The 17,178-nt window shown below is 67.3% G+C and carries 16 protein-coding genes; 15 read left to right on the forward strand and 1 reads right to left on the reverse strand.

Annotated features, from left to right (window positions below; genetic code table 11):
- Positions 1 to 17 precede the first annotated feature (17 nt).
- A complete protein-coding gene (locus E2F49_RS12785; RefSeq protein ID WP_133394246.1) occupies positions 18 to 572 on the reverse strand; it encodes a hypothetical protein in 555 nt (184 codons plus the stop codon).
- A gap of 504 nt (positions 573 to 1,076) precedes the next feature.
- Here E2F49_RS12785 and E2F49_RS12790 point away from each other — a divergent pair.
- The 15 genes from E2F49_RS12790 to E2F49_RS12860 all read left to right on the forward strand — a co-directional run bounded on the left by E2F49_RS12790 (position 1,077) and on the right by E2F49_RS12860 (position 17,165).
- Positions 1,077 to 1,448 (forward strand): hypothetical protein, encoded by a 372-nt coding sequence (locus E2F49_RS12790; RefSeq protein WP_208004898.1) that lies wholly within the window; start codon positions 1,077 to 1,079, stop codon positions 1,446 to 1,448.
- 8 nt (positions 1,449 to 1,456) lie between these two features.
- The gene (locus E2F49_RS12795) at positions 1,457 to 2,317 is read left to right on the forward strand and encodes a VirB8 family type IV secretion system protein (RefSeq protein WP_133394247.1); all 861 of its coding nucleotides are present in this window, start codon (positions 1,457 to 1,459) and stop codon (positions 2,315 to 2,317) included.
- Positions 2,314 to 3,087: a TrbG/VirB9 family P-type conjugative transfer protein gene (locus tag E2F49_RS12800; RefSeq protein ID WP_133394248.1), complete on the forward strand. Its 774-nt coding sequence runs from the start codon at positions 2,314 to 2,316 to the stop codon at positions 3,085 to 3,087. Before E2F49_RS12795 ends, E2F49_RS12800 begins: the two co-directional genes overlap by 4 nt.
- The gene (locus E2F49_RS12805; protein WP_243713596.1) at positions 3,084 to 4,271 is read left to right on the forward strand and encodes a TrbI/VirB10 family protein; all 1,188 of its coding nucleotides are present in this window, start codon (positions 3,084 to 3,086) and stop codon (positions 4,269 to 4,271) included. Before E2F49_RS12800 ends, E2F49_RS12805 begins: the two co-directional genes overlap by 4 nt.
- A gap of 8 nt (positions 4,272 to 4,279) precedes the next feature.
- Positions 4,280 to 5,317 carry a P-type DNA transfer ATPase VirB11 gene (gene virB11, locus E2F49_RS12810; RefSeq protein ID WP_133394249.1) on the forward strand — a complete coding sequence of 346 codons (1,038 nt, stop codon included), beginning with the start codon at positions 4,280 to 4,282 and terminating at the stop codon, positions 5,315 to 5,317.
- 55 nt (positions 5,318 to 5,372) lie between these two features.
- The gene (locus tag E2F49_RS12815) at positions 5,373 to 6,131 is read left to right on the forward strand and encodes a lytic transglycosylase domain-containing protein (RefSeq protein ID WP_133394250.1); all 759 of its coding nucleotides are present in this window, start codon (positions 5,373 to 5,375) and stop codon (positions 6,129 to 6,131) included.
- A gap of 54 nt (positions 6,132 to 6,185) precedes the next feature.
- On the forward strand, positions 6,186 to 6,563 hold the full coding sequence (locus E2F49_RS12820) for a TrbC/VirB2 family protein (protein WP_133394251.1): 378 nt from the start codon (positions 6,186 to 6,188) through the stop codon (positions 6,561 to 6,563).
- Entirely contained in the window at positions 6,556 to 6,876 is a 321-nt protein-coding gene (locus E2F49_RS12825) for a VirB3 family type IV secretion system protein (RefSeq protein WP_133394252.1), read from the forward strand. Before E2F49_RS12820 ends, E2F49_RS12825 begins: the two co-directional genes overlap by 8 nt.
- 2 nt (positions 6,877 to 6,878) lie before the next feature.
- Positions 6,879 to 9,356, forward strand: a complete 2,478-nt coding sequence (locus E2F49_RS12830; protein ID WP_133394253.1) for a VirB4 family type IV secretion/conjugal transfer ATPase — start codon at positions 6,879 to 6,881, stop codon at positions 9,354 to 9,356.
- Positions 9,357 to 9,390: 34 nt separating this feature from the next.
- Entirely contained in the window at positions 9,391 to 10,140 is a 750-nt protein-coding gene (locus E2F49_RS12835; protein WP_133394254.1) for a hypothetical protein, read from the forward strand.
- A gap of 18 nt (positions 10,141 to 10,158) precedes the next feature.
- Positions 10,159 to 11,184, forward strand: a complete 1,026-nt coding sequence (locus tag E2F49_RS12840; RefSeq protein ID WP_133394255.1) for a TrbL/VirB6 family protein — start codon at positions 10,159 to 10,161, stop codon at positions 11,182 to 11,184.
- 29 nt (positions 11,185 to 11,213) lie between these two features.
- The gene (locus E2F49_RS16820; protein WP_133394256.1) at positions 11,214 to 11,663 is read left to right on the forward strand and encodes a DUF4189 domain-containing protein; all 450 of its coding nucleotides are present in this window, start codon (positions 11,214 to 11,216) and stop codon (positions 11,661 to 11,663) included.
- A 313-nt stretch (positions 11,664 to 11,976) separates the two neighbouring features.
- The gene (gene gap, locus E2F49_RS12850) at positions 11,977 to 12,981 is read left to right on the forward strand and encodes a type I glyceraldehyde-3-phosphate dehydrogenase (protein WP_133394257.1); all 1,005 of its coding nucleotides are present in this window, start codon (positions 11,977 to 11,979) and stop codon (positions 12,979 to 12,981) included.
- Between the two features lie 111 nt (positions 12,982 to 13,092).
- Positions 13,093 to 15,804: a DUF2339 domain-containing protein gene (locus E2F49_RS12855; protein WP_133394258.1), complete on the forward strand. Its 2,712-nt coding sequence runs from the start codon at positions 13,093 to 13,095 to the stop codon at positions 15,802 to 15,804.
- Positions 15,801 to 17,165 (forward strand): DUF3999 family protein, encoded by a 1,365-nt coding sequence (locus E2F49_RS12860; RefSeq protein ID WP_165971237.1) that lies wholly within the window; start codon positions 15,801 to 15,803, stop codon positions 17,163 to 17,165. Before E2F49_RS12855 ends, E2F49_RS12860 begins: the two co-directional genes overlap by 4 nt.
- Positions 17,166 to 17,178: the final 13 nt, after the last annotated feature.

Here is a 17,178-nt window from a genome sequence, read left to right on the forward strand (position 1 = left end):
ACCGCCCGGCCGCGCGCTCACGGCTGGCCACGCCGGGTGTCGACGAGGACGTAATCCTCGTTGCCGGTCCACCGCGTGAGGCCGTCTTCGAGCTTGATGCAGGGACGGCCGTCGCAGGCCGTGATCGCGACCTGCTGCAATGCCTCCAGGACCTCGGCACGCACGCCCGCCATTTCGGCGCGCTCGAGATTCAGACGTGCGAGATATCCGGTCGCGCCCACGACCGCTACCGCACCCAGCGCCAGTGCGAGCAGGGCGCCACCGCCGAGCAGACGCGCGTGCGCGCCGAGGCCGGTCTGCGCATGGTCCAGTCGCGCAAGCAGATGCTCGAGCCGACCCGCGACGACCTCGGCACGGGCCGTCGTCGCGTCGAACTCGCCGGTCAGCGCATCGCGCACCGCTAATGTCGTCGCCTGCAGCAGTGCATCGCGTCCGGCTGCGATGTGCTCGGTCACGTGCGCTGCGGCCGTCTGCAGCGCGCCGGCAGCGTCGCGCTGGTCATCGGCGGCCTGCTCGCACTGACGCGTCAGATGCGCCGCCAGCAGCGCCGCATTCGCGACGAACTCGTCCATCTGCTCCCGATCCATGGCGTTCGCAATCCCACGTCTGTGTGTTGACGAGGATGCGGGTTGAGGCTGCAGATTCCGGCGTGATTTCTCCGATGCGACAGGTCAGGGAATCACGCGCCGGAGTGCGGAGATCGTGTCACCGGATGTCGGCGAAGCGGCGAGAGCGCCCTGGCGTTCCGAGGGGCGGGATGCGTGGAACGGGCTGAAAAAGCAGGGGAATACACGCTTTTCCACGAGACGCAGAATGCGCTGCGCGACGGCCTGCCGATTGTCCGAAGACGCAACGGCGCAGCGTTGACGCTGATTTCCGGCCTCGATTAGGTTCGGGCCGTCATCGCTCCGGGACGCCAGTGGCGCAGCCGGAACCTTCAGGGGACGCGCACGCTCGATCGTGGTTGAGCTGCAGAACGCAGACGGGTGTGCGCACATCGGGGATGGGTTGCCGTGATCGTCAGATGCATTGCGAAATGGATGTCCGTCAGCTGCGCCGGGATCTGCGTGCTCGTGATGTCCGGATGCGCCACACCGCAGGCCGCCGAGCCCCGCGGCAAGTGGCGACCGATCCACCAGTTCGCCGAATCGCCGCAGGCGATCCCGCTGCAGCGCGCCTACGTGTTCCAGGCATTTCCGTCCGACCCGACCCTCAAGGCGCTGCTCACGCGCTGGTCTGCCGATGCCGGCGTCGGGCTGTCCTACCGGCATGCGAACGACTACACGCTGCATGCGCCGGTGGCGCAGCTGCGGACGACGAGTCTTGAGCAGGCCGCGCAGGCCCTGTCCATCGCGTATGCAGCGCAGGGCGTGCGGGTCTCCGCAGAACGCGGCGGGCTGGTGGTCAGCGCGGTTGCGGGGGCAGCAACCGACGGCATCTCCGATTGAGCGCCGCCATGTCCGTCCAGCAGACCGACTCGCCGGCGATCGAACGCGCCATCGTACAGGGCGTCAGTTTCGAGTTGACCGTGGTCGACCAGATGCGACGCAGCGAGCGCCGGGCCTGGCGCATCGCCGCCTGCGCGGTGGCGATGTCGCTGCTGCTCGCCGGTGGTTACGTGCTGTTCCTGCCGCTGAAAGAGCGTGTGCCCTATCTCGTGATGGCCGACCCCTACACCGGCACGGCGAACGTGGCGCGACTGACCGGCAACTTCAACGAGCGGGACGTGACGATGGAAGAGGCGATCAACAAGAGCAACGTCGCCCAGTTCGTCCTAGCGCGCGAGTCCTACGATTCGGGGCTCATCGGTCAGCGCAACTGGCGGACCACGTTGTCGATGGCGGGCCCGGCGGTGGCGCCGGCATACATCGGCCTGCATGCCGAACACAATCCCGAGCGGCCGTTCCGGCTGTATGGCAGTGCGCGCTCGGTGCGCGTGCGGATCCTGAGCATCGTGCTGATCGGCGGCGGCGAGGGGCAGCGCCCTACGGGCGCCACGGTGCGCTTCCAGCGCAGTCTCTACGACAAGTCCAATGGGCGCGCCGAGCCGCTGGACGCGAAAATCGCGACGCTGGAGTTCGGCTACCACGCCGAGTTGCGGCTCAATGACGAAGACCGCCTGATCAACCCGCTGGGGTTCCGCGTCTCGAACTATCGCGTCGACCATGACTTCGCGGCCGCGAGTCCGCCGGAGCGGGAGTTTCCCGCGCCTCGTGACACGTCGCACGCGCCTACGCCTCCGCCCGCGATGCCCGAGGCATTCGACGAAGCGCCGATGGATGGATCGGGCGCTGCGCCGGCAGGAGTTCTCCCATGAATCGATCGCTCTCGACGCCATGGACCGCGGTTCTGCTCGCATTCGCGTGGTCCGCCGGACCAGCGCCCGCCTCGGCGCAGACCGTGGAGACCTACGCCTATCAGCCTGACGCCATCTACCAGGTCCGCGCCGGCCTCGGCATCACGACCCAGATCGAACTCAGCCAGCACGAGGACATCCTCGACTACAGCAGCGGCTTCAGCGGCGGCTGGGAGATCAGTCGTCGCGACAACGTGTTCTACGTCAAGCCGCGCAACGTGGACGTCGATACCAACCTGCTGGTGCGAACCGCTGCGCACGCCTACATCTTCGAGCTGAAAGTCGTGGCCACGGACTGGCGCTCGCTCGACCAGGCACGCGCGGCGGGCGTGCAGTACAAGATCCGCTTCGGCTATCCGGCCGACACGCGATTCGCGGCCGACGCCGCAAGCGCGCCGGAAACGCCTGCGGAACTCAGTACCGCGGTGGATCCCGGCCGGCACTACCACTTCCGGTACGACTACACCCAGCACCGGCGCACGCCGCACTGGCTGGTGCCGTCGACCGTCTATGACGACCGCCGCTTCACCTACATCCGCATGGGCGACCGCGGCCGGTTTCCCAGCGGCAATTTTCCGGCCGTGTTCGCACGCGACAACGAGGACGGCGACGAGTTCGTGGTCAATTCGACGGTCGAAGACGACGTGATCGTCGTCCACGGCACCTATCCCTTCCTGGTCGTGCGCCATGGCGCGCACGTGGTCGGTCTGCGCAGGAGTGCCGAGCCGTGAGCGGACATCCGAATGAACCGGATCGCCCGGCCGCCGGGGCCGGCAATCCCTACGAGGCGCGCGCAGGCGTGCAGCCGCTGGATCTGGACGCCGATGCACCGGTCCTGCGTGCATCGGAGGTCCAGCGCCTCAACCGGCGTGCGCTCGTGTTTCTGGCCGGCATCGTGCTGCTGCTCGGCGGACTCGCGTTCTGGGTCTTCGCTGGCGGTTCGGGCGTACAACCCGAACAGGTCCGGACACCGACACCGGAACAGGTGGTGATCCCGGCCGCGCCACGCGACCTGCCGGAGTTGCCGGTGCCACGGCCGGTCGCGTTGGAACCGGAGCTGCCACCGCTGCCGGTGATCGACGACCCGCGTCCGCCCGCGGCATCCGGCGGCCTGATGGAGGCGATGCCGGGCAGCGGCATGTTCTCCGGCACGCCGTTGCCCTCGCTCCTCGAGCGGCGCATGCAGGATGCCGGAGGCGCTGCGATGGCAGGCACCCCGGAACTTCATGGCGGCGGCATGCCGGGCGTGCCCGGGATGGGGGCTTCCGCCACGACGCCGTCGGTCACCCAGGCGCCCGCCGATGGTCCGACCAGTGCGCGTCCGCTCTACGCGCCCGACACCCTGCTGCTGCGCGGCACCTACATCCGCTGCGTGCTGCAGTCGCGCGTCATCAGCGACTTCCCCGGCTACACCTCCTGCATCGTCACCGAGCCGGTGTACTCGGTGAACGGCCGGCGCCTGCTGCTGCCGCGCGGCTCGAAGGTCATGGGCTACTACAACGCCGACAGCGTCATCGGCGACCGCGCGGCGATCGTCTGGGACCGCATCACCACGCCGACCGGCCTCGACGTCAACATGCGCAGCCCCGGTGTCGACAACCTCGGCGCGGCCGGCAATCCCGGTCACTACAGCGCGCACTGGGGCCAGCGCATCGCATCGGCCTTGCTGATCAGCGTGCTCAGCGATGCGTTCAAGTACGCCGGCGCCGAGCACGGACCCCAGCAGAATTCGATCGGCAACGGATTCGTGGTGCAGAGCCCTTACGAAAGCAACACCGCACGCACGCTGGAGCGGATGGCCAACATGGCGCTGGAGCGCAACATGGCGCGGCCACCGACGGTCACGATCAACCAGGGCGCGCTGGTCAACGTCTACGTCGCACGCGACGTCGATTTCTCCGCGGTCGTGCGCTGAGGCCGGACATGGACCTGCCCGCTGCCACCGTCGCCAACCTGTCGAACCGGTTCCTCGACTACCAGTACACGGTACTGGGAATCGAGGCGCACATGCAGTCGCCGGACGTCACAGAAATCTGCATCAACCGCCCCGGCGAGCTGTATCTGGAAACGCGTGCGGGTTGGCGTCGTGAGGAGGTGCCGTCGCTGACCTTCGAACGCGCGCGCCAGTTCTGCACATCGATCGTCAACGAGAGCAACACCGGACAGCGCATCACCGACGCCGACCCGATGGTGTCGCTGACGTTTCCGACCGGACAGCGTGCGCAGTTCGTGATTCCGCCGGCCTGCGACGCCGGGCGGGTGTCGATCACGATCCGGCTGCCATCGCACGCCGCGCGCACGCTCGACGATTACGAGCGCGACGGCTTCTTCGCCGACATTCCCGAACAGGCGACGGCGATCGCCGATCATGATCTCGAACTGCTTGCGTTGCGCCGTGCGCGCGATTATGCGCAGTTCTTCCGCAAGGCCGTGCGCTATCGCAAGAACATCGTGGTGTCCGGCGCGACCGGCAGCGGCAAGACCACCTTCATGAAATCGCTGGTCGATCACATTCCGGACCAGGAACGGCTGGTCACGATCGAGGACGCGCGCGAACTGTTCCTCGCCCAGCCGAACATCGTGCATCTGCTGTATTCCAAGGGTGGGCAGGGCACCGGCAACGTCACAGCCAAGAGCTGCATGGAAGCCTGTCTGCGTATGAAGCCGGACCGGATCATCCTGGCCGAGCTGCGTGGCGACGAGTCCTTCTACTTCATCCGCAACTGCGCGTCGGGCCATCCGGGGTCGATCACCAGCTGCCATGCCGGCAGCACCGCCCAGACCTGGGACCAGCTGGCCCTGATGGTCAAGGCATCCAGCGAGGGCGCGGGCCTCGAATTCGATGTGATCAAGCGCCTGCTGCGGATGACGATCGAGATCGTGGTCCACATCAAGGCGCATGCGGGCCGCCGGTTCATCACCGGTATCGACTTCGATCCGGAGCGGGGGCTGGCGGCATGAGTCTGACGCACGTCACATCTGCGCAACTGTGCCGCCCCGCATTGGAGAAGATCTGATGCTGCCGGGCATGGAGCTGATGGGCTGCACCGATCTCGCCGTGCCGGCAGAGGTGATGCATCACGTCGTGGGGGTCGAGTCGTCATGGAATCCGTTCGCGATCGGCGTGGTCGGCGGACGACTGGCGCGCCAGCCCCGAACGCTGGAGGAAGCCCTGTCGACCAGTCGCATGCTTGAGCGCGAGGGATACAACTTCTCGCTGGGTCTGGCGCAGGTCAATCGGCACAACTTCGCCAGACAGGGCCTGCAGACCCACGAGCAGGCGTTCGACGTCTGTCCGAACCTGCGTGCCGGCGCGCGCATTCTCGCCGACTGCCATCGCCGGGCGAACGGCGATTGGGGCAAGGCCTTCAGCTGCTACTACTCGGGCAACTTCACCACCGGGTTCCGGCACGGTTATGTACAGAAGGTGCTGGCGTCCTGGCAGGGCGCGGCGTCGGCGTCCGCGATTCCGGTGATCCGGCGTACACCGGCGGCGTCGGTGACGCAGCGCACGCCGGCCCTGCCGTCACGCGTGACACGGCGTGTCCAGGAAGCTGCAGCCGTGCAGCCACCAACGGGCGCTGCACCGCAGGCGCCCGCGCCGGCCGCCGAACTCGAGCGCCTGGCGGCGACTCCCGAGTCCGGTCCCTCCACGGATGACGCACCGGTCACGGTGCAGCTGACCGGCGCGCGCCCTGCGCCCGCTGCCGCTCCCGCGGCCGAGAGTTCGCAGACCGGGCAACGCCCGGCGCGCGATACGGCCTTCGTGTTCTGAACTTCCTTCGCGCGCAGCACGGCCGCCCGTACCGATCACCAGAGGAGACACACGATGCAATCGAACATTCGCAAGTCCGTCCACCGGATCTTGGGCCCCCTGCAACGTCCGGTCGCCACGACCGCGATGCTGGCGCTCGTGCCCGGGATCGCCCTGGCGCAGGACGTCGCGGGCGCGACCACCCGCGTCCAGAGTTTCTTCGGCAACATCAATGCGCTGCTGAATGTCGCGTCGATTGCCGTGGTCACCATCGCGATCATTTTCGCGGGCTACCAGATCGCCTTCAATCACAAGCGCATCGGCGATGTCGCACCGGTCCTGATCGGCGGCTTCCTGATCGGCGCCGCGGCACAGATCGCGAAGATGCTGCTGCCGACCGATGTGACATCCACCGCACTCGTCATCGCCGGGCAGCTGTCGACCTATGCGTAAAGACGTGCTCTTCCGCGGCTGCACGCGCCCGCCCATGTTCATGGGCGTGCCCTACGTGCCGTTCGCGATCGGCGCCGGGGCGTGTCTGCTGCTCACCTTCTACATCGACATGTTCTTCCTGGCATTGCTGCCGGTCGTGGTCATGGTGATGCGGCAGATGGCCCGGCGCGACGAAATGATCTTCCGCCTGCTGGGCCTGCGCTGGACGTTCCGGCTGCGCGCCCGCAACGTCGATCGCAAGGCAGAGGGTGTCTGGGTGTTCACGCCCAATACCTACCGTCCCACCTTCCACGCTGGACCGGAGGTCGGCTGAGCATGCGCGCGCCCGCCACCTCGATCGCAGAGTTCGTGCCGTTCTCGGCCCATGTCTCGGCCCACGTGGTCAAAACCACAGGCGGCGACTATCTACTGACGTGGCGACTGGCGGGTCTGCCCTTCGTGGGACGCGAGGCCTGGGAACTCGAGCATCGCCACGGCAGCTTCAACCGCCTGTTGCAGACGCTGCGCGCTCCCGATTTCGTCAACGTGGCGTTCTGGGTGCACGACGTGCGCCGACGCGGCCGCATCGGCATGCGGGGCGACTTCGCGCAGGCCTTCAACCAGGACCTGTCCGATGCCTACTTCGCGGCGCTGTCGTCGCAGAAGATCATGCAGAACGAGCTGTATCTGACGATGCTGTTCCGACCGGTCGTCACCGGCCGCAAGTTCGTCGAGAGATCCAGCGACCGGACGCGCCTGCAGGCCGAGCAGGACCAGCATGTCGCCAAACTCGACGAGCTGGCGGGCAACGTGGAGGCGGTGCTGAAGGACTATGCCCCGGTGCGGCTGGGCATGTACGAGGGCGCCAGCGGCGTGGTGTTCTCCAGCACGCTGGAACTGTTCGCCTATCTGCTCAATCGCATCGACGAGCCGGTGCCGGTGCTGCGTGCCCCGGTCTGCGACTACCTGGCGGTCAGCCGCCACACGTTCTCGGCCCGCAGCGGTGACTTCGTGGTCAGCCCGCCCGGCGCGGACCATCGTTACGGCGCGATCCTCAACATCAAGGAATACACCGACGCCACCTGGCCGGGCATCCTCAACACGCTCAAGTACCTGGATTTCGAGTACGTCATCACCCATTCCTTCAGCCCGATGGGGCGGCAGGACGCGCTCAAGGTGCTCGACCGGACCAAGGGCATGATGATCTCCTCCGGCGACAAGGCCGTCAGCCAGATCGTCGAGCTCGACCATGCGATGGACGAGATCGCCTCGGGCAACTTCGTGCTTGGCGAGTACCACTTCATCATGGCCCTGTACGCCGCCGACCAGCAGGCGTTGGCGCAGCAGATCGCCACCGCGCGCGCCGAGCTTTCGAACGCCGGCTTCGTCTCGGTGAAGGAGGATCTGGCCGTCAGTGCGTCGTTCTATTCGCAGCTGCCGGGCAACTGGAAATTCCGCACACGACTGGCCAGCTTGAGTTCACTGAATTTCCTCGGCCTGTCGCCGCTGCACAACTTCGCGACCGGCAAGGCGGCGCGCAACCCCTGGGGCGATGCGGTCACGGCCCTGCAGACCACCAATGGGCAGCCCTACTGGTTCAATTTCCATGCCACTCACCCGGCCGAGGACTCGCTGGGCGAGAAGGCCATCGGCAACACCATGGTCATCGGCAAGTCGGGCACCGGCAAGACCGCGCTGATCAACTTCCTGCTCAGCCAGGTGCAGAAGTTCGATCCCGTCCCGACGATCTTCTTCTTCGACAAGGATCGCGGCGCCGAGATCTTCGTGCGTGCCTGCGGTGGTGCCTACCTGGCCTTGGAGAACGGGGCGCCCACGGGCTTCAATCCCTTCCAGTGCGCGCGGACCGATGCCAACGTCCAGTTTCTGGCCGGACTCATACGCACGCTGGCCGGGAAGACCCAGTACACCGCGCGCGAGGACGAGGACATCCGTCGGGCGGTCGAGAGCATCCTCGACATGCCACCGCCGTTGCGCTCGATGGGCAACTTCCAGAAGAGCCTGCCCAACATGGGCGACGACGGCCTGTATGCGCGCCTGCGCAAGTGGACTGCCGGCCATGCGCTGGGCTGGGTGTTCGACAATCCGATGGATCTGATCGATCTCGATCGCGCCCACATCATCGGGTTCGACTACACCGATCTGCTCGACAACCCGGAAGTGCGGGTGCCGGTGATCAACTATCTGCTGCATCGGCTCGAAGCGCTGATCGACGGCCGGCCGCTGATCTACGTGATGGACGAGTTCTGGAAGATTCTCGATGGTGGCGGCGCGCTCAAGGACTTCGCCCGCAACAAGCAGAAGACCATCCGCAAGCAGAACGGCCTGGGCATCTTCGCAACCCAGAGTCCGGAAGATGCACTGTCCAGCGACATCTCCGCCGCCCTGATCGAACAGACCGCGACGCTGATCCTGCTCCCCAACCCGAATGCCGCGCGCAAGGACTACGTCGACGGCCTGAAGCTGACCGATGCCGAGTTCGAGGTCGTGCGTGCGCTCGACGAGCGCTCGCGGTGCTTCCTGGTCAAGCAGGGCCACGCGTCCACCGTGTGCCAGCTGAACCTGCGCGGCATGGATGACGCGCTCGCGGTGATCTCGGCGAGTACCGACAACATCGACGTCATGCACCGCGTACTGATCGAAGCGGCGTCGTCGAGAGGTGTCGATGTCGGCGACCTTGCGCCAGAACAGTGGTTGCCCGCGTTCCAGGCGCAACGCAAAGGCGCCGACCGTGAAACAGGACGACCGGGCACGTCCGATACTCGACCGCGCGAGGTTGTCGCGGAAGACCGATGAACGCGCCAGTGCCCGCAGACACAGGAGGTGTCCCATGAAACGCATCGAGCCTTCGAACACCTATGGTTTCGCGAGCGGGCTGCAGAGAACCTGCGGTATCCGCGTCGCCTGGCCGCGCGCGAGGCGACGGTTCGCCGTCGCGATCGCCGTGGCTGGCGTTTTGGCGACGGGCGTCGCCGCAGCCGCCTGGCAGGTCCATGACCGCGACACCTATCGTCAGGTGCAGGAACTCCGCGAACGCATCGGCGGTAACAGCAGCAACACCGTGGTCGGCGAGCTGCAGAAGGTCAACACGCGACTGCGCGTGGACCACACACCGACCGGCGCGACCGTCGCGATGGTGGCCGAGCCGGAAGGCACCGCGAAGCTCGACCCCACGTCGCCATCCGCCGCGCCGCTCAGCATCGGCCGGATGTGCCCGTCCGGCGTGCTGAGCGCACTGGGCGAGCGGCAACGCATCCTGTGCCGGGAACTGGTGCAGACCGAACTCGCCCAGTACACGTTCTCGATGCGCATGTTCGAACGGGCCGCCGAGCATCACGCCAGGCTCGAAGCCATCGAGCAGCGTCGCCGCGCGCTGGGGATCGAGGACTATGCGGACCTGCAGTCCAATTCCAACGAGTTGCTGGCACTGACCGCGCTGATGGACAACGACCGCGACCGCTACCAGACCTACATGCGTGCCTACGAGGCGCGCGTGGCCCACATCCGGCAGACGCAGATCGCGCTGACGCGCAACGTGTTCAAGGGCAGGGGTGGCGTGGACGTGCCCACTTCGCTGTAAACGCACCGGGAGTTCGACATGGACAGTCTGGCCGGCTTCGCCCAGTGGGCATTCTTCGCGCTGATCTTCGAGTTTCTCAATTCGCAGATCGCCTCGTTCCAGTCCGGCCTGATCGCGCGCGGCACCCGGTTCGTCAGCGGCATGGCCCTGACGCTGTGCACACTCTGGGTGCTGATGCAGGGTTTCATGATCGTCACCGGCCGCAGCCGCGAGTCGATGATGGGGCTGGTCGTCGGTTCCCTGCGCGTGTTCCTGATCGTCTCGGCCGCCACCGCGATGTCCTTCGCAGGCACGAACCTGACGAACTTCCTCGCCGACGGCCTGCCGCGATCGATCAACACCGTCGTCGCCGGCATCGACGAGAAACCCGAGGACTCGATCGACAAGAATCTCAAGATCATGGGCCTGATCTTCGCCCTGGTCGACACGGTCGGCATCGGCGACGACGACCCGCAGAACAAGGACATCCAGAACCGCACGGTGGTCCTGACGGGCATCGGCATCGCAGGCCCCTCGGTCGTCGGCGGCGCGATGCTGCTGCTCTACAAGATCGCCCTGGTGCTCTTCGTCGGCTTCGGGCCGCTGTTCATCCTGTGCCTGATGTTCGACCAGACCAAGGAACTCTTCAAACGATGGCTGCTCTACGGACTTGGCACGATGTTCAGCCTCGCGGTCCTGTCCTTCATGGTGTCGGTCGCCACGAAACTGGTCGCGATCACCGCTGCGGCGCTCCTGCTGCAGTACACCCTGATCACGCAGGACGGATTCGGCATTCCCGGCATCGTGCCCTCGGGCGGCCTCAATGCGGCCGCTATGCAGCAGGGTGGCATCGGCCTGCTGATGTCGGTGCTGATGGTGATGGCGCCGCCGATGGCCGCGATGTTCTTCAGCGGGACGCTCGGGCAGTTCGTGGCGAACTCGAGCTTTGGTAGTGTTGGTCGCAACAGCTCTGGTCAGGACTCTGATTTCCGCCAGAAGACTCTGCCAGATGAGACAAGTGGAACGACGTCCGAAACAACGAGATCGGGTCAGAAAACGCGATAACTTGGCACCGAAGCTAAGGAGGGTTTGATATGCGGTTTCTGTTTCGGTTGGCCGTCGCCATCATCGCTCTGTCTGCAGGCGCTGTGCATTCGCAAGAACCTGGATCACAGCAGTACAACTCTGTTTTTCTTCCAGCGCATGGCGTTGGAGATACGCAGCAGCCTCGTAGGCGTCTTTCTTGGGGAGCATTTTCTGTCAGCGAAGCCGATGAGAACGAGGCTGCACTCAGCGGTTGGGCCGTCGGATATCAGACTGAGGCAGACGCCAGTGCTGCTGCGCTGATGATGTGCTCTGAGCGAGGTGGGATTAACTGCACAATCAATCTTGCCTTCGCGAATCAGTGCGCAGCTGTCGCTACATCTGATAACGAAACTGTTGCCTCTAGGGAAGACACGCTCCGGCAAGCACGCAAATCTGCTATGCAGGCTTGCGGGCGCGATTGCGAGATCTTGTACGCAGGGTGCTCGAACGGCAGATGATTTTCATCGAGACGTTCTACTCATAGTGAATTCTCCAGCAGCTAAGGCTTGAGAGCAGCGCATAGCTAGTTGGAGCGGCTGCACGCGGCCCTGCGAGCTTAGGGCGGTGTGTCACTGGGTCCAGCGTGGAGACCAGAAGTGTTTCGCCCTAGCTCTGATCGCGATCATCGAGCGATGCTCTGAAGCCGCTTCGGACCGGCAGCGCACCCAACTGCTAGAATGCGGAGCGCTGTCCAACCGGTGCAGGCGCGCCGCGCGGCCACGTCCCTTATCCATTCTTGCCGCGTGCGCGCGGCTGCAGGAGTCCGGTTCCATGGCGATCAAGGTAGGCATCAATGGCTTCGGCCGCATCGGCCGCAACGTGCTGCGTTCGGCAGTCGAGAACTTCGGGGACGACATCGAGATCGTCGCGATCAACGACCTGCTCGAGCCCGACTACCTGGCCTACATGCTGTCCTACGATTCGGTGCACGGCCGCTTCAAGGGCGAGGTCTCGGTCGACGGCAACACCCTGACCGTCAATGGCAAGTCGATCCGCCTGACCCAGGAGCGCGACCCGGCCAACCTCAAGTGGGACGAGGTGGGCGCCGAGGTCGTGATCGAGTCGACCGGCCTGTTCCTGACCAAGGACACCGCGCAGAAGCACATCGACGCCGGTGCGAAGAAGGTCATCCTGTCGGCGCCGTCGAAGGACGACACGCCGATGTTCGTCTACGGCGTCAACGACAAGACCTACAAGGGCGAGGCGATCATCTCCAACGCCTCGTGCACCACCAACTGCCTGGCGCCGATCGCCAAGGTCATGCACGACAAGTGGGGCATCAAGCGCGGCCTGATGACCACCGTGCACGCGGCGACCGCCACCCAGAAGACCGTCGACGGTCCGTCCAACAAGGACTGGCGCGGCGGCCGCGGCATCCTTGAGAACATCATTCCCTCATCGACCGGCGCGGCCAAGGCCGTGGGCGTGGTGATTCCCGAGCTCAACAAGAAGCTGACCGGCATGAGCTTCCGCGTGCCGACGTCCGATGTGTCGGTGGTCGACCTGACCGTCGAACTCGACAAGCCGGCCACGTACGAGGAGATCTGCGCCGAGATGAAGGCCCAGAGCCAGGGCGCGCTGAAGGGCGTGCTGGGCTACACCGAGGACAAGGTCGTGGCGACCGACTTCCGCGGCGAGACCTGCACCTCCGTGTTCGACGCCGAAGCCGGCATCGCGCTGGATCCGACCTTCGTCAAGCTGGTCAGCTGGTACGACAACGAGTGGGGCTACTCCAACAAGTGCCTCGAGATGGTGCGCGTGGTGGCCGGCAAGTAACCGCCGCGTCGATTCCCGCGATACCCGAAGCCCCGCACACGCGGGGCTTCTTGTGTTCGGGGCGCCCGTGGGTAAGGTGGCCGGGTGCGCCGTCCGGCGCGGCGGGGTGCCATGGAAGAACTCATCGTATTGATCGGTCTGGCGCTACTGACGGTGCCGGTGCTGCTGGTGGTGGGACTGGCCATGCTGTTCGGGCTGCGCCGTCGGGTGGCCGAACTCGAGGACATGACCGAGCGCCTGCGCGCCGAGGTGGCATCGCGCGCGATGCCGACATCGGGCGCCGGGCCTGTCTGGACGCGCGCGTCCGCCTCCGCGCCTCCGGCGGCAACACCCGTCGAACCACCACCCGCGCCGCTTCCGCCGCAGTCCACGGACGATACGCTGCAGCCCCCGACGACCGCGCCGGCGGCGGCACCGCCTCCGCTGCCGCCCGTGCCACCACGCGACACATGGCGCGATGCGGATCGTCCCGCGCCGCCGCCTCCGGACACACCTGCCGCCCCGCGACGTCCGGATGTATTCGCGCGCGGGCTGCGTCTGGTGAAGCGGTGGTTCACCAGCGGCAACGTGCCGGTGAAGATCGGCATGCTGGTGCTGTTTGCCGGCGTCGCGGCGCTGCTCAAATACGCCAGCGACCAGGGCCTGCTGCAGGTGCCGATCTCGCTGCGGCTGGCCGGCGTCTCGCTGGCGGCGGTCGCCGGTCTGGTGTTCGGCTGGCGCCGTCGGATCAGCCACCGAACCTTCGCGCTGAGTCTGCAGGGCGGCATGATCGGCATCCTGCTGCTGGTGGTGTTCGCGGCGTCGAAGATGTTCGGGCTGATCGCGCCGGAGTTCGCGTTCGCCGCCAGCGTGCTGCTGGTCTTCGGTGCCGGTGCGCTGGCCGTGCTGCAGGGCGCGATGGCGCTGGCGGTGTTCGCGGTGCTGGCCGGCTTCCTCGCGCCGATCTGGCTGTCGACCGGCAGCGGCAACCATGTCGCGCTGTTCGGCTACTACGCGGTGCTCAACGCGGCGATCGTGACCATCGCCTGGTTCCGCGCCTGGCGTTTGCTGAATCTGCTGGGCTTCGTCTTCACCTTCGGCATCGGCACGCTGTGGGGCGTGCTCGACTACGAAGCCGCGGACTACCGCTCGGCGCAGGCCTTCCTCGCCCTGTTCTTCGCGATCTATCTCGCGGTTCCGCTGCTGCATGCGCGTCGCCGGCCGGTGGGCAAGCGCGATCTGATCGACGGCTGCCTCGTGTTCGGGACGCCGCTGATCGCGTTCTCGTTGCAGGCGGGCCTGATGCGCGAGGACACGACGACGCTGGCGCTCGTCGCCCTGGGTCTGGGGGCGCTGTATGCCGGTCTGTCGTGGTGGTTGCGTCGCGGTGGCCGTTACGAGGTCCTGCAGCAGTCGTACGCGCTGCTGGCGGCGGGCTTCGCGACGCTGGCGGTGCCGCTGGCGCTGTCGGCGCAGGCGACCGCCTGCGTGTTCGCGCTCGAAGGCGCCGCGCTGGTGTGGCTCGGCCTGCGCCAGCAGCGGCGTCTGCCGCGCTGGTCGGGCATTGCCCTGCAGGGCGCTGCGGTCGTGGCTTATGTCTTCGCAGCCGGGAACACGGTCGTCGACGACACGCCATTCGCGCACGGCCTGTTCGTCGGGGCAATGCTGTTCGCGTTGTCCGGTCTGGCGATCGCGGCCGCGTATGCGCACTGGCGCGCGGTCGTGTCGGCACGGCTCGCCTATCTGTGGGCGATGCTCTGGTGGCTGGGCGCGTGGACGCTGGAACTGCAGCGGGTGCTACCGGGCGCCGCGTTCCCGGATGCGCTGTTGGTCCTCATGGCAGTCACCGGCTGGCTGGCCGCCGAGCGCAATCGCCGCGTGGCCGATCCCCTTCTGGCGGGCACGAGCTGTCTTGCACTCGTCGCGGCGCTGCCGCTGGCCGTGCTGCAGGCCGAGGCGCATCAGCACCCCTTTGCCGGTTACGGCATATGGGCCTGGCTGGTGTTCGCAGCCCTGGGCGTGCGCGCGCTGGTGTGCCTGCGCACGGGCGAGGGCGGCTTTGCCCGCGCTGCGCAGTTCACCTGGTGGCTGCTGTGGCCGTTCGCCCTGTCGCTGCTGCTGGTGCAGGTGGTCGATCGCGTCGTCGGCGGCGATGCCTGGACCTTGGTCGCGGCGATCCTGCCGTGGCTGGCGATCACCGCGATCGCGCTGCTGCGCTGGCCGTGGCTCACGCATCCGCTCGGCCGGGACTTCGACGCGATGCGCATGCCGTTCCGCAGCGTGTGTTGCGCGCTGCTCGCGCTGTGGTGGCTGCTCGCGCTACGCAGCGCAGGCGACCCGGCGCCGCTGCCGTGGGTCGCGGTGGTCAATCCGCTGGACCTGGCGCAGATCGCCGTGTTGATGCTGCTTGCGCGCTGGATGTGGCGCGGTGATGCGCCCATCGGTGCGCGTGCCCGTGTGCCGGTGCTGTCGGCCGGCGCCTTCCTGCTGGTCACCGCGATCACACTGCGTGGCGCGCACCACTGGGGCGGCGCGCCCTGGGATGCGACGCTCGCCTCCAGCAGCCTCGCGCAGACCAGCCTGACGATCGTCTGGAGCGTGCTGGGCGTGCTGGGCTGGGTGCTCGGTTCGCGCCGCGGCCAGCGCGTGCTGTGGCTTGCGGGTGCGGCATTGATGGGCATCGTGCTGGCCAAGCTGGTCATCGTGGACCGTGGCCACCTCGGCAACCTGTGGGGCATCGGCTCCTTCATCGCCTACGGCCTGCTATGCACGGTCGTCGGCTTCTTCGCACCGGCGCCACCGCGCGCCGCCACGCCCGAACCGGCACCGGAGGCCGGCGCATGAGCATTTCGATCCGACGCGTTCGCGCCCTGGCCTGCGGCCTCTTCCTCGCGTCCGCGGCGGTCGCGGCGGACGACGGCGCGTTCGTCGCGCAATGGCCGCTGACCCTGCCATCGGGCGACGCCGGGGCCTATCAGCTCGAACTCGACGCGGCCGTCTACGCCACCACGGTGTCGCCTGCGCTGCGCGATGTCGTCGTCGTCAACGGCGACGGGCGTCAGGTACCGGCGCTGCTGCAGGCCGCGCCGCCGCCGGCCGCGCGGAAAGCGACGCAGGCGCTGGCCTGGTTCCCGTTGCCGGCCGATGCCGCCCGCGCCGGCAGCGACATCGCCGCGATCAGCGAGCTCGATCCCGACGGCCGCCTGCGCCGCATCCAGTGGCGACCCGCCCGCGAGAACGCGCCACCGGCCGCTCTGCTGATCGATGCGAGCGCAGCCACCGCGCCGCTGCAGGCGCTGGTGCTGGACTGGGGCGTCGCCGAGACGGCTTTCGAACGCACGATGCGTGTCGAGGCGTCGGACAATCTGCGCGACTGGCGGCCGGTGTCCGCGGGCGGACGCCTGCTCGACCTTCGGCGCGGCGACGACCGGTTGGTCGAGCGGCGGATCGCCTTCGACGCGCCGGTGCGCACGCGCTATCTGCGGCTGTTGCCGGGCGCGGGTGCCGGCGTGATGCCGGCCATCGTGTCGCTGGTCGGCGAAACCAACGCGGCTGCAGACGCGCCGACCCTCGCCTGGCAGGACCTGCAGGCCCCGGGCCCGGTCGATGCGGACGGCGGCTTCGTGTACCGGCTCGATGCACGTCTGCCGGTGACCCACGTCGACATCGGATTGGAGGGCAATGCGACCGCGCGCTGGACGCTGTCCGTGCGCGAAGCCGACGACACGCCGTGGCGCACGCTCACCAGCAACTGGCTGGTCTACCGCGTCGGCGCGGATGCGGCCTCGCGCACACCGCCATTGGCGCTCGACGCGACGCTGCGCGCGCGCCAGTGGCGTCTGGTGCCGGATTCGCCACATACCGGTGCCACGCCGAAGCTGCGTCTGGGATGGCAGCCCGAACGCCTTGTGTTCGTGGCCGAGGGAGCGCCGCCGTTCGCGCTGCGCGCAGGCAGCGCCACCGCCGTGCGCGGTGATGCGCCGGTCGCGCCGCTGCTGGCGGACCTGCGCGCACGCAATGGGGGCAACTGGCAGCCGGCCGCAGCCACGCTCGGCGCACGCGCCGAACTCGCGGGCGCCGCTGCGCTGGAAAACACGCCGCCGCGCGACTGGGGTACATGGCTGCTGTGGGGCGTGCTGCTGCTCGGGGTGTTGCTGATCGGCGGCTTCGCGCTGAGCCTGCTGCGCGCGCCGAAACCGCAGTGAAGCCGCCGGGCGC

The organism is Luteimonas terrae (genome assembly GCF_004358165.1).
Classification (GTDB): Bacteria; Pseudomonadota; Gammaproteobacteria; order Xanthomonadales; family Xanthomonadaceae; genus Luteimonas; species Luteimonas terrae.

Coding starts and splice junctions, on each gene's coding strand:
- E2F49_RS12785 (WP_133394246.1), bottom strand. CDS start 572: ATGGACGAGTTCGTCGCGAATGCGGCGCTGCTGGCGGCGCATCTGACG.
- E2F49_RS12790 (WP_208004898.1), top strand. CDS start 1,077: ATGTCCGGATGCGCCACACCGCAGGCCGCCGAGCCCCGCGGCAAGTGG.
- E2F49_RS12830 (WP_133394253.1), top strand. CDS start 6,879: ATGCGCGCGCCCGCCACCTCGATCGCAGAGTTCGTGCCGTTCTCGGCC.
- gap (WP_133394257.1), top strand. CDS start 11,977: ATGGCGATCAAGGTAGGCATCAATGGCTTCGGCCGCATCGGCCGCAAC.
- E2F49_RS16820 (WP_133394256.1), top strand. CDS start 11,214: ATGCGGTTTCTGTTTCGGTTGGCCGTCGCCATCATCGCTCTGTCTGCA.
- E2F49_RS12800 (WP_133394248.1), top strand. CDS start 2,314: ATGAATCGATCGCTCTCGACGCCATGGACCGCGGTTCTGCTCGCATTC.
- E2F49_RS12840 (WP_133394255.1), top strand. CDS start 10,159: ATGGACAGTCTGGCCGGCTTCGCCCAGTGGGCATTCTTCGCGCTGATC.
- E2F49_RS12815 (WP_133394250.1), top strand. CDS start 5,373: ATGCTGCCGGGCATGGAGCTGATGGGCTGCACCGATCTCGCCGTGCCG.
- E2F49_RS12825 (WP_133394252.1), top strand. CDS start 6,556: ATGCGTAAAGACGTGCTCTTCCGCGGCTGCACGCGCCCGCCCATGTTC.
- E2F49_RS12835 (WP_133394254.1), top strand. CDS start 9,391: ATGAAACGCATCGAGCCTTCGAACACCTATGGTTTCGCGAGCGGGCTG.
- E2F49_RS12855 (WP_133394258.1), top strand. CDS start 13,093: ATGGAAGAACTCATCGTATTGATCGGTCTGGCGCTACTGACGGTGCCG.
- E2F49_RS12795 (WP_133394247.1), top strand. CDS start 1,457: ATGTCCGTCCAGCAGACCGACTCGCCGGCGATCGAACGCGCCATCGTA.
- E2F49_RS12820 (WP_133394251.1), top strand. CDS start 6,186: ATGCAATCGAACATTCGCAAGTCCGTCCACCGGATCTTGGGCCCCCTG.
- virB11 (WP_133394249.1), top strand. CDS start 4,280: ATGGACCTGCCCGCTGCCACCGTCGCCAACCTGTCGAACCGGTTCCTC.
- E2F49_RS12860 (WP_165971237.1), top strand. CDS start 15,801: ATGAGCATTTCGATCCGACGCGTTCGCGCCCTGGCCTGCGGCCTCTTC.